The following is a 16,396-nucleotide window of genomic DNA, read 5'->3' as shown; positions in this document are numbered from 1 at the left end:
CTTTAAAAGGTGAAGCCTATTCCGGAGATTGTTTTACTATCGACCCAAATGATGGATTCATATCTATAAATAGCACCAAAGATATGCAAGTTGGCCTATATAAATTATCCATATCATGCATATCCGGAGGGAATTATTATGAATTTAAAGATATTGTAGAAATAAACTTCTTGAAGGCCGTCCCCGATGGAATTACAGTGGAACCCAACAAACTCCAAGTCAAATATAATGATATTATTGATGAAACAAGTGAAGTAGAACTACCAACAGCGCAAGTCAAGACAGATGGAGATCATGTAACCATTACCAAATATGAGATTGCAAAAAGTGACTATTCAAAATACTTCGACATCACTAAAAGTGGAAAAATAAGTATTATCAAAGGTAGCACAGCACTTCTTCCTGGTATTTATAACATCTCATTAAAACTAACAACCGGAGCTTCTTCTGAAGATGAAGGAATATTTGAGAATGCACTAGAAATAAATGTCACGTCAGCACCTTTTGGTTTGGAGTACACTCCTAACGAAGATATGCTAGAAGCTGAAAACGACAAAAGTGGAAAGACCTCATTTCAGAGTAATGCGCCTGCACTTAAAGGTTCATTAGAAGGAATAGAATATTCTATAAAAAATATTACTCCTACAACAGATAAAATTAAAATAGATCCAACTACCGGAGTTCTTTCCGTTGACAAAGACCACGGATTGCAAAGTGGAAATAACTATGTCATCTCAATACATGTTAAAAACAATTTTGGAGAAGAAGATTTCAATAATGCATTTACACTACAAGTCGTAGAATACATTGAGCCAATTTCAGGATTCGAATATGAAACAAGTATTGATAAATATCAATATTCAAAGTTCACCATTAGTCCTAAGGAAGGGTTGAAAGGAGATAATATCCAATTCAGCTTGATTAATGAACCGGATGCATTAAAGGGTCAGATAGAATTTGACGCCCAAACTGGAACAATCTCTGTAGAAAAGGGAAATACTATTCCACAAGGAAATTATCCTCTTACCGTGAGAGCGACTAACTCTAAAAACGCAGAAAATCCTGCAGATGCGACATTTACTCTGAATATCATTGAGAATCCTAATTACTTCACTGATATTCGTTATGGAAACAACATTGATGTACCAGAAGAAAATAATGCTAATCAATTTAGAATTACAGAAGATAATGAAGCTAATGCGGATGCTACATTAAAAAGCTTCACTTTCCCAAGTCCACAAACAGGGCTTAAAGGGAATGTATCGGTCGCATGGAGCATCAAGAACGGAAATAATTGTGACAACTTAACAATCGATAGCAATACAGGAAAAATCAGTTTCAATCAAGAAGCTACATGGCCCGCAGATAAAAATGGAGTCAAAGCAAATACAATAGGATTTTGTTATGTTACAGCAACAGCCGGAACAGATAAAGATAGCCAAATATCTCAAACAACTCTTGTATTTATTCATTATGACTTAAAAGCAAATAATGGAGTACATATCCATTATAATCCTTTTGTCTTCCAAGCTGATCCGAAAAATGGTGGTAATTCAACAGTTCCGTTGGTTACAGTTAACGGAATAACTACAACTTCTAATTTCGCATTAGATTACCGCCGTTCATTTAACTACTATCCCACAGAAGGTACTTTAGTAAAAGGAGCACCCGGAGCTGCCGGTTCATTCTTAAATGAACTATGGACTACATATTATAAAGCTATGGATATAAAACTATCAACCGGGTCTAGGAATCCGATGTCATATTACGGCAGCGTATACGACATGAGCCATAGTAAGAAATTACCTAATCAATCGGATAGACTATCCGTAGCATTAGCCTATGTAGTTCCTAATGACCTGACTATACATATCAGTCCGAATATCTGGAAAAATAGTAATGGAGAATATGCTAATGGAATTATGGTTGGAGAAATGACTTTCCTTACAAATGTCACCGTTGATACAACAGAAACCGGAGAATCATTAAAAAATGGAAAGAAAATAGCACCTATCATCATATGGTTTGACAAAAAATTTATTAAATAATGAGCAAAACATCATTAACTATGTATAATACAATCACTAAATCAATAAAACTAAGAGGGTATATCACCCTCTTAGCACTGATTTTCACAATCAGCTTACAAGCCCAGAACATAACTGTAAAAGGTGTTGTTGTAGATGAAACAGACACTCCGCTTATCGGAGCAACAGTTATGGTAAAAGGTGCATCTACTGGAGCTATTACTGACTTCGACGGAAACTTTACGTTAACAACCTCAAAAGGTTCAATAATATCTTTCTCATATATTGGATATAAAACCCAAGAGATTAAATATACCGGACAATCTCCTATGAATGTTAAAATGGTACCAGATAATAAAACTTTAGACGAAGTTGTTGTTGTCGGATATGGTTCCATGAAGCGAGGTGATTTGACAGGTTCTGTTGCATCCGTCGCTTCCAAAGACATTGAAGGCTATAAAAGCAGTTCTGTTATGGGGGCTTTAGGAGGACAAATTGCCGGAGTACAAATTACCCAAACTGACGGTACACCAGGAGCTGGATTTAATATCAACATCCGTGGTGTAGGTACTTTAACAGGAGATGCTTCTCCACTTTATATCGTAGATGGTTTTCAAGTAGATAATATCGATTATTTATCGAACTCCGATATTGAATCTATAGAAGTTTTAAAAGATGCCTCCTCTGCCGCTATCTACGGTGCGCGCGCAGCCAATGGGGTGGTTATGGTTTCCACCAAGTCAGGTAAAGTAGGACGCCCTGTAATTAACTACAACGGCTCTGCAAGTTATCGTAAGATTTCAAAAATGTTAGATGTACTTTCTCCTTATGAATTCGTTAAATTGCAAGGAGAAATAAAAACCGAATATGCAAATTCCTACTATAAATCAGGAAATGATGATAATGGAATTCCTTATCTTTATCAATCAGCGGAAGATTATATCGGAATGAAAGGAGTAGACTGGCAAGAAGAGACTTTCAATCCGACATGGTCACAAGACCATAATCTATCCATCTCAGGCGGTAGTGATAATACCAAATATACAGCTTCATTTTCCCGTTATATTGAAAATGGTATTTTTAAGAATAGTGGATTTGATAAAACGACAGGTAAAATTCGCTTTAATCAAAAGATAACAAAAAACATCACTTTTGATACAACTGTTAATTACGCACAAACGAACCGTAAAGGTGTGGGAACTTCCGCAGACTCCGGACGTTTTAATATGTTAGCACAAATTCTAAGTGCACGTCCAACAGGTGGTCTGAAGCTGACAGATGAAGAATTATTAAATTCTGCTATTGACCCTGAAATGCTAGAGACTGGAGAAAGCCTTGCTCAAGTCAATCCTGTCATGCAAACCGAATCCGTTACTAATAATAAACGTGGAGAAATGTGGTCAGCCAATGCATCTATAACCTGGCAAATTATTAAAGGATTAACATTTAAGACAGCTGGTACCTATAATACAACTGACAGCAGAACTGACATTTTTTACAAAACAGGTTCTAAAGAAGCATATCGTAATGGAGAAAAGCCGTATGGCCGAACTCAAATGGGACGCGACGTACGTTGGACTAATTATAATAACCTCACATGGAAACAAAAGATTAAAAAACATACTTATGATGTGATGTTAGGCCATGAAGTTTCATTCAAAAGCAGCGAATATCTATTAGGAGAAGCGATGGATTTCCCATTTGATAATCTGGGCAATGACAATTTAGGCATCGGAGCTACTCCTAGTAAAGTGAGCTCCAGCTATAATGACAAGATGCTACTATCCTTCTTCGCCCGTGGTAACTATAATTATGACAATCGCTATTTATTAACAGCGACAATACGTGCAGATGGTTCTACTGTATTCTCCCAAAAGAATAAATGGGGATACTTTCCCTCTTTCTCAGCTGCTTGGCGTGTTTCTGAAGAAGCATTCATGAAAGATATAAAATGGTTGTCAAATTTTAAAGTTCGCTTCGGTTGGGGTACTGTCGGTAATGACCGTATTTCAAACTATTTATCATTAGATTTATATGAAGCTAGTAAATATGGAGTAGGTAATAATACAGTAACGGTATTGACACCGAAACAACTCAAAAACGCTAACCTGAAATGGGAAGGTTCCAATACCGTGAACTTAGGTGTAGATCTTGGTTTCTTTGATAGTCGCCTAAATATTACAGCAGACTTCTTTATCAAAAATACAAAAGATCTCTTGCTAGCTCAATCACTTGCACACATTACAGGTTTTAACTCACAAATGCAGAACATTGGTAAGATCCAAAATAAAGGATTTGAATTAAATGTGAACAGTATTAACATACAAACAAGAGATTTTACTTGGAATACGAACTTTAATATATCATTTATCAAAAATACATTAAAGTCACTTGCTTCCGGTGTAGATGCGATGTATGCACGTTCCGGATTCGACAGCAACTTCACCGCATATGATTACATAGCCAAAGTTGGTGAATCTTTAGGATTGATCTACGGATATGAGTTTGATGGGATCTACCAAAGTTCTGATTTTTACACAAAGCCAGGCGATCCTACATTGTATTTAAAAGACGGAGTCGTTAATGACCCGCGCTATAGTACAAAAGAGCCTTTAAGACCGGGTGTAGTAAAATATAAAGATCAAGACGGAGATGGTAAAATTACAACCAAAGACCGTACTGTCATCGGTTCTGCAATCCCCAAATGGTATGGAGGTATCACCAATACACTAAATTATAAAGGGATTGACTTCAGTTTCATGCTACAATTCAATTACGGCAATGACGTTTATAATGCAACCCGTCTATATTCAACTCAATCAAGAAGCGGACGTAGAAATATGCTGGCTGAAGTAGCGGATCGCTGGAGTCCGACCAATGCATCCAATAAAGTACCTTTATATAATGGATACATTACCAATGATGTCTATTCACGTTTTGTAGAAGACGGTTCATTCCTTCGTTTGAAAAATATAACATTAGGTTATACTTTACCTAAAAAATGGACAAGTAAATTCTATGTATCCAGACTTCGTGTTTATGCTACAGGACAAAACTTATTCTGTGTTACAGGATATAGTGGTTATGATCCGGAAGTAAGTACAGCAGGGAGCAATCCGATGACTCCTGGACTAGATTGGGGTGCATATCCAAAGAGTAAAGTATTTACTTTTGGGCTTGATATTCAATTTTAATAATAAATTAAGTACAATGAAAAAGATTCTATACTATATAGCAATATCAGTAATATGTGCATTACCTTTTAATTCTTGCACATTAGACGAAGAAACCAGCACCGATGTAGAAAAGAAAAACTTTATGCGAGATGCTAAAGAGGCAGAGATTGTATTACAAGGTGTTTATCGTTCAACCATAGAAGATGGACAATATGGCTATCATTTATCTATATTGTTTAATTTAGGAACAGATATGGAGCAGGCAGAAGGAAATAGTACGGAGAACTATCGTATCATACCAGCCAATGCATTTCCTACCACTCAATCGGAAGTACAAACTACTTGGTCATCTTTGTATGCCGGTGTCTATAATGCGAATGATTTTCTAGAAAGAATCTCAAGCAAAATAAATACATACTCAGATACCGACCGTCAATTGGCCACTTTATATATAGCTGAAGCAAGAGCTTTAAGAGCTATGTTTTACTTTGAATTAGTGCGCAGATATGGTAATATTGCTCTTATGACCAATACAGAAATGTCGAAACAAGATCCAAGAACATTTGTTCAAGTAAAACCGGAAAAAGTGTATGAATTCATCGAAGATGACCTGCTTTACGCTAGTAGAATACTGCCCTATGCACAAGATGACCAATACCGCATCGATAACAGCTATCGTTTTTCCAGGGGGGCTGCTCTAGGCTTATTATCAAAAGTTTACGCCACATGGGCAGGATATCCTGTATATGATGAGTCAAAATGGGAAGAAGCCGCTAAAACCGCGCGTACTTTAATAGAATCCGGCAAACATGCTCTTCTATCTGATTACGAACAATTATGGAAAAACACTTGTAACGGGGTTTGGGACCCAACAGAAAGCTTGATCGAAATATCATTTTACTCCCCTACCGTTTCAGGAAACAGTGACCCTGTAGGCCGTATTGGAAAATGGAATGGAGTTAAAACCACATCAATCGCAGGACAGCGTGGAAGTTGCGCAGGAAATGTGAAAGTGGTGCATACTTTCGTAACAGAATGGCGTGAACATCCTCAAGACTTACGCTGCGCTCTTTCCGTTGCCAATTATAAATACGATGATGATAAAGTACTTTGGACAAAAGGAAAAAATGATACCGATTATTCTGCTAAAGAAAAAGACAAAGACCCCACTAAAGGACAAAAAGAAAAACAAAATTATACACCTGCTAAATGGGACATTGAAAAATATGTAACCACCAGTAAATTAATCAATAACGATAAATCAAATGTTAATTGGTATTTCCTACGTTATGCAGATGTACTTTTACTTTACGCAGAGGCTTTGAATGAATGGAAACATGGACCTACTGATGAAGCTTATGAAGCGATCAATATGGTGCGCCGTCGTGGATTTGGTAATCCTAGTAAGACGAGTATTTGTGATTTAAAAGATTTAAATGAAGAAGATTTTCGTAAAGCAGTCTATCAAGAAAGAGCTTATGAGCTGGCTTTTGAAGGACACCGCCGCATGGATTTAATCCGCTGGGGAATATATTATGAAACTATTCAAAAAACATACAATGATTTGCTTAACTGGTGGACTGCGGAAACTGAATTTAATTATGTTGTTTACAGACATACTGTAAAAGGTAAGCATGAACTATTTCCCATTCCACAAAGAGACATGGACTTGATGATTAAATTTAATCAAAATCCGAATTGGGAATAGTCCTCATTCTCTCCAATATGCCTTAATTAGGGCATATTGGAGAAATTTAAAACCTTTTTCAACAAAATCAAAACTTAAAAAGCAGAGTTCAAACACCTTTTGGACAATCCTGCAACGGAAAGTTTTGCCTTTCGGTTACTTTTGTATCAGTTACAAAACTTCTAAAAACAATCACTTAAAATGAATAACATGAAAAAGAAACTTGTTCTCTTTGCTTCGGTTAGTATTGCACTTGCATCGTGCCAGACAACCCCAAAGGAAGACTACAGTTGGATAAAAAAAGGACTGGATGTAGCTTCTGCCCAATTACAACTTTCTGCAGAAGAGGTTAGTGGTACGGGAATGTTGCCACGCTCCATCCGTACCGGTTATGACATGGATTTCCTTTGCCGTCAGTTGGAAAGAGATTCATCAACATTCAAAGATTCACTACGCGCACAACCCACTGCTGACCAACTAGGAAAACGTCGCCTCTGCAACGTTTATGACTGGACGAGTGGTTTCTTCCCCGGCTCATTGTGGTACGCATACGAACTGACAGGAAACGATACACTGAAAACTCAAGCCATCCAATATACAAATCTGCTGAATCCGGTACGCTATTATAAAGGTACGCATGATTTGGGATTCATGGTCAACTGTAGCTATGGCAACGCAGAACGTCTTTCACCCAACGACACCATTGCTGCTGTAATGAGAGAAACTGCCGATAACCTCTGCGGCCGTTTCAACGATTCTATCGGCGCTATACGTTCATGGGATTTCGGAACATGGAATTTCCCGGTTATTATCGACAATATGATGAACCTTGATCTTCTGTTTAATGTAGCAAAAGCGACAGGCGACAATAAATACAAAGACATTGCTATCAAGCATGCTATGACTACCATGCATAATCACTTCCGTCCGGATTATACCTGCTGGCATGTAATAAGCTATAACAACGACGGTACAGTGGAAAGCAAACAAACTTTCCAAGGAAAGAACGATGATTCTTCATGGGCACGCGGACAAGCGTGGGCTATATATGGATATACCGCTTGCTTCCGTGAAACCAATGACAGCATTTTCCTAAACTTTGCAAAGGATATAGCCGATATGATTATGGACCGCGTAAAAACGGAGGATGCCATTCCCTACTGGGATTATGATGCTCCTGTAACTAAAGAAACTCCACGCGATGTATCTGCTGCCTCTGTCACTGCTTCTGCCATGATCGAACTAAGCACCATGGTTCCCGACGGGCAGAAATACCTGGATTATGCGGAAAAGATTCTGAAGAGTTTGTCAAGCGACGCATATCTTGCAAAAGTGGGTGACAATCAAGGTTTCATTCTGATGCACTCTGTCGGTTCACTGCCCAACGGTTCTGAAATCGACACTCCACTAAACTATGCTGACTATTACTATCTGGAAGCATTGAAGAGATTCATGGAGTTGAAGAAGTTGAGAGTTGAGAATGGAGAGTTGAGAGTAATCCAATAATACAAAAGCAAGAGTGTTCTCAATCGTAAATTGTAAATCGTAAAATCGTAAATTATATCATGAATAAAACTTTAAAGTATATCGTTCTGCTGGCAATCGCTTGTTTTGTAGGCAAAGCTAGTGCCCAAGAACTGAAAAGCGAAGTCTTTTCAATTCTTAACCTGGACTATCCGGGATTGGAGAAAGTGAAAGCTTTGCATCAGGAAGGTAAAGATGAGGATGCTGCCAAAGCATTACTAGACTATTACCGTGCACGTACCAACGTAAAAACTCCGGATATCAATCTGAACAAAGTGACTATCAGCAAAGAAGAGCAACAATGGGCAGACGACGGATTGAAACATACATTCTTCGTACATAAAGGTTATCAGCCTTCTTACAACTATGGAGAAGACATCAACTGGCAATACTGGCCGGTGAAAGACAATGAACTCCGTTGGCAGTTGCACCGTCACAAATGGTTCACTCCGATGGGAAAGGCTTATCGCATATCCGGTGACGAGAAATATGCTAAAGAATGGGCACATCAGTATATCGACTGGATTAAAAAGAATCCGTTGGTAAAGATGAACAAGAAAGAATATGAGCTGATAAGTGATGGAAAAATCAAAGGTGAAGTAGAAAATGTACGTTTCGCATGGCGTCCGCTGGAAGTTAGTAATCGTCTGCAGGACCAAACCTCACAATTCCAGCTATTCCTCCCTTCTCCTTCTTTCACTCCGGACTTCCTGACAGAATTCCTGGTGAACTATCACAAACATGCTATACATATCCTTGCTAATTACTCCGATCAAGGTAACCACTTGCTGTTTGAAGCTCAACGTATGATCTACGCCGGTGCTTTCTTCCCTGAATTCAAAGATGCTCCGGCATGGAGAAAAAGCGGTATCGATATTCTGAACCGTGAAATTCATGTACAGGTATACGAAGACGGCGGACAGTTCGAACTCGACCCACATTATCATCTGGCAGCCATCAACATTTTCTGCAAGGCATTAGGTATCGCGGATGCAAACGGATTCCGTAAAGAATTCCCACAGGATTATCTGGATACAATCGAAAGCATGATTATGTTCTACGCAAACATTTCTTTCCCTGATTATACCAATCCATGTTTCAGCGATGCTAAGTTGACAACAAAGAAAGAAATGGTGAAAAACTACAAAGCATGGAGTAAACTGTTCCCGAAAAACCAGGCTATCAAATACTTCGCAACCGAAGGTAAAGAAGGTGCATTGCCGGATTATATGTCTAAAGGATTTTTGAAATCAGGTTTCTTTGTATTCCGTAACTCATGGGGAATGGATGCTACGCAAATGGTAGTAAAAGCAGGTCCGAAAGCATTCTGGCATTGTCAGCCGGATAACGGAACGTTTGAACTTTGGTTTAACGGCAAGAATTTGTTCCCGGATTCTGGTTCGTATGTCTATGCCGGTGAAGGCGAAGTGATGGAACAACGCAACTGGCACCGTCAGACTTGTGTTCACAACACAGTAACGCTGAACAACAAGAACTTGGATACGACAGAATCTGTGACTAAATTGTGGCAACCAGAAGGTGCTATCCAAACTTTAGTGACCGAAAATCCTAGCTACAAGAACCTGAAACACCGTCGTTCTGTTTTCTTTGTTGACAACACTTACTTTGTCATTGTAGACGAAATGACCGGTAGCGCCAAAGGTTCCATCAATCTTCACTATCAAATGCCAAAAGGAGAAATTGCCAACAGCCGCGAAGACATGACGTTCCTGACACAATTTGAAGACGGAAGCAACATGAAACTGCAATGTTTCGGTCCCGACGGTATGTCGATGAAGAAAGAACCAGGATGGTGCTCAACTGCTTATCGCAAACGTTACAAACGTATGAATGTATCTTTCAACGTGAAGAAAGACGGCGAAGAAGCTGTACGTTACATCACAGTTATCTACCCAGTTAAGAAGAGCGCAGATGCCCCTAAATTTGCAGCTAAGTTCAAGAACAAAGCGTTCGATGAAAACGGACTGGAAGTAGAAGTGAAAGTAAACGGAAAGAAACAGTCATTAAAATACAAACTATAATAAAGCTGACTAAAAAGTCGGTCGCATCTCAATTTCTCCTCCTTCCGGAAGGAAGGGAATTGGAGATGCAACCGACTTTTTAGTCACTCCCCTTCATCATTATGGAAAACTATTACACCCCCTCTGCCCTACTCCTCCCACTAGCTGCACTAAGTCTCACTTCCTGCGGCAATCAAAAGAAAGAAGAGACCAGACAACCGAACATCATCTTCATGATGACGGATGACCATACCACTCAAGCAATGTCCTGTTACGGAGGAAATTTGATTCAGACTCCTAACATGGACCGGATTGCCAACGAAGGTATCCGTTTTGACAACTGCTACGCTGTCAACGCTCTTTCAGGACCTTCACGCGCCTGTATCCTCACCGGTAAGTTCAGCCACGAGAATGGTTTTACCGATAACGCAAGTACGTTCAACGGAGATCAGCAGACATTCCCCAAACTGCTTCAACAAGCCGGATATCAGACTGCAATAATTGGTAAATGGCATCTTATCAGTGAACCACAAGGATTCGATCATTGGAGCATCCTTAGCGGCCAACACGAACAAGGTGACTATTATGACCCTGATTTTTGGGAAAACGGGAAGCATATTGTAGAAAAAGGATACGCTACGGATATTATTACTGATAAAGCCATTGAATTCCTCGAAGGTCGCGACAAAAACAAGCCTTTCTGCATGATGTATCATCAGAAAGCTCCGCACCGCAACTGGATGCCTGCTCCCCGTCATCTGGGTATATTCAACAATACCACTTTCCCAGAACCGGCTAATCTGTTCGACGACTATGAAGGCCGCGGAAGAGCAGCCCGTGAACAGGACATGTCTATCGAACATACACTGACAAACGACTGGGACCTCAAATTGCTGACTCGTGAAGAGATGCTGAAAGATACCACCAACCGTCTTTACAGTGTATATAAACGTATGCCTGTTGAAGTTCAGGATAAATGGGACTCTGTATATGCCGGACGCATTGCCGAATACCGCAAAGGTGACCTGAAAGGCAAATCATTAATCAGCTGGAAATATCAGCAATATATGCGTGATTATCTGGCGACAGTTCTGGCAGTAGACGAAAATATCGGCCGACTGCTGAATTATCTCGAAAAAATTGGTGAGCTGGACAATACAATTATTGTCTACACCTCCGACCAAGGTTTCTTCCTTGGCGAACATGGCTGGTTTGACAAACGCTTTATGTATGAAGAATGTCAACGCATGCCGCTTATTATCCGTTATCCGAAAGCAATTAAAGCAGGAAGTACCAGTAATGCCATCAGCATGAATGTGGACTTTGCTCCTACATTCCTCGACTTTGCCGGAATAGAGATCCCATCAGATATCCAAGGAGCCTCCCTGAAACCCGTATTGGTGAATGAAGGCAAAACTCCTGCCGATTGGCGCAAAGCTGCTTATTATCATTACTACGAATACCCTGCAGAACATTCTGTGAAGCGTCATTATGGTATACGCACGCAAGACTTCAAATTGATTCATTTCTACAACGACATCGACGAATGGGAAATGTATGACATGAAAGCCGACCCAAGAGAAATGAACAATGTCTTCGGCAAACCGGAATATGCTGAAAAACAAAAAGAACTGATGCAACTGCTTCAGGAAACTCAAAAACAGTATAAAGATACAGACCCGGATGAAAAGGAAAAGGTTCTTTTCAAAGGTGACAGAAGACTGATGAAAAATCGCTAAATGATAATTTTGCGGAGTGCCCTGAAAGGGCTTAATTATATAGCGTAGGGCAACGCCCTACGTAAAAACGACAATCTGAATTTGCGCCCTGAAAGGGCATAATTGTATACAGTTCCGCCCTTTCAGGGCTTGTGGCTGGTGTGCTTTTTTCGTAGGGCGTTGCCCTACGCTATATAATTAAGCCCTTTCAGGGCACCCCAATAAATATATAATTTAAGAACCGATAAATTCTCATTTAACCGATAAATTCCCATTTATATAAATAAAGATTAACCAAAAACAATTATATCATGGATAGAAGAAAGTTTTTAAAAAACACAGGCTGGTCTTTCCTCGGACTGGCAGCTTCGGGCAGCTTGCTCGGTTCTTGCGCAGCAGGAAGCAAAGAGGCTAAGAAAATTATGCCATCAGCCAGCAACCTCAAAATGTATTGGGGCGACTTACACAACCACTGTAACATCACATACGGACACGGCGACATGCGCGATGCTTTTGAAGCAGCGAAAGGACAATTGGATTTTGTTAGTGTTACTCCTCATGCTATGTGGCCGGATATTCCCGGAGCAGATGATCCCCGCCTGAAATGGGTAATCGATTACCACACGGGAGCTTTCAAGCGTTTGCGTGAAGGCGGTTATGAGAAGTACGTAAAAATGACAAATGAGTATAACAAGGAAGGTGAATTCCTGACTTTTGTAGGATACGAAGCTCATAGTATGGAACATGGAGACCATGTTGCGTTGAACTATGATTTGGACGCACCACTTGTAGAATGTACTTCAATCGAGGACTGGAAAGAAAAAGCAAAAGGACATAAGGTATTCGTTACCCCGCACCACATGGGTTATCAGGGTGGCTATCGCGGTTACAACTGGAAATGCTTTACCGAAGGAGATATTACTCCATTCGTAGAAATGTATTCCCGTCACGGTCTGGCAGAAAGCGATCAGGGAGACTACCCCTATTTGCATGATATGGGACCACGCCAATGGGAAGGAACCATTCAATATGGTCTTGAATTGGGCAATAAGTTTGGTATCATGGCTTCCACCGACCAACATTCCGGTTATCCGGGAAGCTATGGCGACGGCCGTATCGGTGTTTTGGCTCCGTCACTGACTCGCGATGCCATTTGGGAAGCTCTACGTACCCGTCACGTATGTGCTGCAACCGGTGATAAGATTATTATCGACTTCCGCCTCAACGATGCTTTCATGGGTGATGTAGTTCGCGGTAACAGCCGTCGTATCTATCTGAATGTCACAGGTGAAAGCTGTATTGACTACGTAGATATTGTAAAGAACGGGCAGATTTTGGCTCGCATGAACGGTCCGTTGACTCCCGTTGCTCCGGAAGGTGATACGGTACGTTGCAAAGTTAAAGTTGATTTTGGTTGGAATCGTGAAGAGAAATACGTACATTGGCAGGGCAAACTGTCGGTAGACAAAGGCCAGATTCATAGTGTAACTCCTTGTTTCCGTGGCGCAGCATTCACTTCTCCGCAAGAAGGTGAAACTGAATTCCACACACATGTCAACCGTATTGTATCCGTTGGCGACAAGGAAACCGAACTGGATATGTACAGCAGCAAGAATCCGAATACGACTACAGCAGCCATGCAAGCTGTAATCCTTGATGTGGAAATGCCAAAAGACGGTAAGGTCATTGCCGAATTCAATGGCAAGAAGTTTGAACATACGTTGGGCGAGTTGCTCGAAGGTTCACGTTCACACTTCATGATCGGTTGGTTGAGCGAGGCTATTCTCTTCAATCGTGCCATGCCGGAAAGCTGTTTCACTCTGGAACATTACATGGAAGATAAAGAGCCGCAGCGAGATACGGATTACTACTATGTGCGCGTTCGCCAACGTGACGGACAATGGGCTTGGAGTTCACCGATTTGGGCGGAAAGAGTGTAGTTTTTAAGTATTAAGTATCAAGTATTAAGTATTAACGTGGTATGGAGAAAGAATACGCTATAGGAATTGACCTTGGCGGAACTTCTGTAAAATACGCCCTTATTGATAATGAAGGCGTATTTTACTTTCAAGGGAAGTTACCGTCGAAAGCCGATGTATCAGCAGAAGCTGTCATCGGACAGTTGGTTACTGCTATCAATGAAGTGAAAGCCTTTGCACAGGAAAAAGGCTACAAAATTGATGGTATAGGAATTGGAACACCGGGCATTGTGGATGGTACGAACCGTATTGTTTTAGGAGGTGCGGAAAATATCAACGGCTGGGAAAACATTCACTTGGCAGACCGCATTGAAACGGAAACCGGACTTCCTGCTTTATTGGGAAATGATGCCAATCTGATGGGACTGGGAGAAACAATGTACGGAGCCGGTCAGGGAGCCACTCATGTTGTTTTCTTGACGGTAGGAACGGGTATTGGCGGTGCAGTAGTCATCGACGGCAAATTGTTCAACGGTTATGCCAACCGGGGAACGGAGCTGGGACACGTGCCTCTCATTGCCAATGGCGAACCGTGTGCTTGCGGTTCCGTCGGCTGTCTGGAACACTATGCTTCCACTTCTGCTTTGGTACGCCGCTTCAGTCAACGAATAATAGACGCAGGTATCTCCTACCCGAATGAAGAAATTAACGGAGAATTGATTGTCCGTCTTTATAAACAAGGGGATCCGATTGCAAAAATATCACTGGAAGAACACTGTGACTTTTTGGGACACGGAATTGCAGGCTTTATCAATATCTTCAGTCCGCAAAAGATTGTGATTGGTGGAGGGCTCTCCGAAGCAGGAGACTTTTACATTCAGAAAGTAAGCGAAAAAGCGCGTAGTTATGCCATCCCCGACTGTGCTGTGAATACTCAAATCATAGCTGCCGCTCTTGGAAACAAGGCCGGAAGTATTGGAGCTGCGTCACTTGTATTTACTCAATTATCTGCTCCAAACCTGATTAAATTATGAGAAAGAATTTAGGAATGTTGGCGCTGATTATGGCGTTCTGGTTCACCATCTCGTTCATTACTAATATTCTGGGACCACTCATTCCGGATATTATCCACAACTTCAATCTAAGTGACCTGGCGATGGCGGGATTTATCCCGACCTCTTTCTTCCTGGCATACGCCATCATGTCTATCCCTGCCGGATTACTTATTGACCGTTTCGGTGAAAAACCGGTATTATTCGGTGGCTTCCTGATGCCGTTCATCGGCACCATCCTGTTTGCCTGTATGCATACGTATCCGATGTTATTAGCTTCTTCTTTCATCATCGGATTAGGAATGGCCATGTTGCAAACTGTATTGAATCCGCTCCAGCGTACTGTAGGAGGAGAAGAAAACTATGCATTTATAGCCGAACTGGCACAATTCATGTTTGGCATCGCTTCTTTCCTAAGTCCTCTGGTATATACTTATCTGATTCGTGAACTTGACCCGGCAACCTATACAGCCGGGAAAGGTTTCTTTATCGACTTGTTGGCCGATATCACCCCACGGGAAATGCCATGGGTATCTCTTTACTGGGTATTTACCATCCTGTTGTTAGTAATGCTGATTGCTGTCGGTGTCTCCCGCTTTCCCAAGATTGAATTGAAAGAAGATGAGAAAAGCGGGTCTAAAGATTCATATCTGGCTTTATTCAAACAGAAATATGTATGGCTGTTTTTCCTGGGGATTTTCTGCTACGTAAGCACGGAACAGGGAACTTCTATCTTTATGAGTACCTTTCTGGAACAATACCACGGAGTCAATCCGCAAACTGACGGTGCGCAAGCCGTAAGCTATTTCTGGGGATTGATGACAGCCGGCTGTCTCGTAGGTATGATTCTACTCAAGTTGATTGACAGCAAGCGATTGCTGCAAATCTCCGGAATCCTGACCATCATCCTATTATTATCGGCATTGTTCGGAAGCAAGGAAGTATCTATGATCGCTTTTCCTGCTGTCGGATTCAGTATTTCCATGATGTATTCCATCGTATTCTCATTGGCTTTGAACTCTGCTTCACAGCATCACGGTTCATTTGCCGGTATTTTATGTTCGGCAATCGTCGGTGGTGCCGGTGGTCCGATGATTGTGAGTACGCTGGCAGATGCAACATCACTCCGCACAGGTATGCTGTTTATCCTTGTTTTCGTAGGATACATCACCTTTATCGGTTTTTGGGCACGCCCACTGATTAATAACAAGACCGTTCGTCTGAAAGACTTGTTCAAACAACGTTGAACGCTGAACAACAAACGACGAATAA

General features: G+C 40.9%; 9 protein-coding genes. All 9 read left to right on the top strand.

Annotation, left to right across the window (positions count from 1 at the left end; translation table 11 throughout):
* Positions 1–2,048, top strand: a 2,048-nt coding sequence (locus BSAG_RS12470) for a surface glycan-binding family protein (protein WP_008997501.1), incomplete at its 5' end; no start/stop codon positions are given.
* Between the two features lie 20 nt (positions 2,049–2,068).
* Complete coding sequence (locus BSAG_RS12475) at positions 2,069–5,221, top strand: SusC/RagA family TonB-linked outer membrane protein (RefSeq protein WP_004316597.1); 3,153 nt, start codon at positions 2,069–2,071, stop codon at positions 5,219–5,221.
* A gap of 16 nt (positions 5,222–5,237) precedes the next feature.
* A complete protein-coding gene (locus tag BSAG_RS12480) occupies positions 5,238–6,911 on the top strand; it encodes a RagB/SusD family nutrient uptake outer membrane protein (protein WP_004316598.1) in 1,674 nt (557 codons plus the stop codon).
* A gap of 180 nt (positions 6,912–7,091) precedes the next feature.
* Entirely contained in the window at positions 7,092–8,396 is a 1,305-nt protein-coding gene (locus BSAG_RS12485) for a DUF4995 domain-containing protein (protein WP_004316600.1), read from the top strand.
* A gap of 59 nt (positions 8,397–8,455) precedes the next feature.
* Positions 8,456–10,456, top strand: a complete 2,001-nt coding sequence (gene hepC, locus BSAG_RS12490; protein WP_004316601.1) for a heparin-sulfate lyase HepC — start codon at positions 8,456–8,458, stop codon at positions 10,454–10,456.
* 101 nt (positions 10,457–10,557) lie between these two features.
* Positions 10,558–12,174, top strand: coding sequence for a sulfatase (locus BSAG_RS12495; protein WP_008770823.1), 1,617 nt, complete (start codon positions 10,558–10,560; stop codon positions 12,172–12,174).
* Between the two features lie 290 nt (positions 12,175–12,464).
* Entirely contained in the window at positions 12,465–14,093 is a 1,629-nt protein-coding gene (locus BSAG_RS12500; RefSeq protein ID WP_004312967.1) for a Tat pathway signal sequence, read from the top strand.
* 41 nt (positions 14,094–14,134) lie between these two features.
* Positions 14,135–15,106: an ROK family protein gene (locus BSAG_RS12505; protein ID WP_004312968.1), complete on the top strand. Its 972-nt coding sequence runs from the start codon at positions 14,135–14,137 to the stop codon at positions 15,104–15,106.
* Positions 15,103–16,371 (top strand): sugar MFS transporter, encoded by a 1,269-nt coding sequence (locus BSAG_RS12510; protein ID WP_004312969.1) that lies wholly within the window; start codon positions 15,103–15,105, stop codon positions 16,369–16,371. The genes BSAG_RS12505 and BSAG_RS12510 overlap by 4 nt, the downstream gene beginning before the upstream one ends.
* The last annotated feature ends 25 nt before the right edge of the window (positions 16,372–16,396 follow it).

The sequence above is a fragment of the Bacteroides sp. D1 genome (genome assembly GCF_000157095.2).
GTDB classification, from domain to species: Bacteria; Bacteroidota; Bacteroidia; order Bacteroidales; family Bacteroidaceae; genus Bacteroides; species Bacteroides xylanisolvens.
The sequence above is the reverse complement of the archived record's forward strand: the minus strand, read 5'-3'. Positions and strand labels throughout refer to the sequence as shown.

Coding starts and splice junctions, on each gene's coding strand:
- BSAG_RS12475 (WP_004316597.1), top strand. CDS start 2,069: ATGTATAATACAATCACTAAATCAATAAAACTAAGAGGGTATATCACC.
- BSAG_RS12480 (WP_004316598.1), top strand. CDS start 5,238: ATGAAAAAGATTCTATACTATATAGCAATATCAGTAATATGTGCATTA.
- BSAG_RS12485 (WP_004316600.1), top strand. CDS start 7,092: ATGAATAACATGAAAAAGAAACTTGTTCTCTTTGCTTCGGTTAGTATT.
- hepC (WP_004316601.1), top strand. CDS start 8,456: ATGAATAAAACTTTAAAGTATATCGTTCTGCTGGCAATCGCTTGTTTT.
- BSAG_RS12495 (WP_008770823.1), top strand. CDS start 10,558: ATGGAAAACTATTACACCCCCTCTGCCCTACTCCTCCCACTAGCTGCA.
- BSAG_RS12500 (WP_004312967.1), top strand. CDS start 12,465: ATGGATAGAAGAAAGTTTTTAAAAAACACAGGCTGGTCTTTCCTCGGA.
- BSAG_RS12505 (WP_004312968.1), top strand. CDS start 14,135: ATGGAGAAAGAATACGCTATAGGAATTGACCTTGGCGGAACTTCTGTA.
- BSAG_RS12510 (WP_004312969.1), top strand. CDS start 15,103: ATGAGAAAGAATTTAGGAATGTTGGCGCTGATTATGGCGTTCTGGTTC.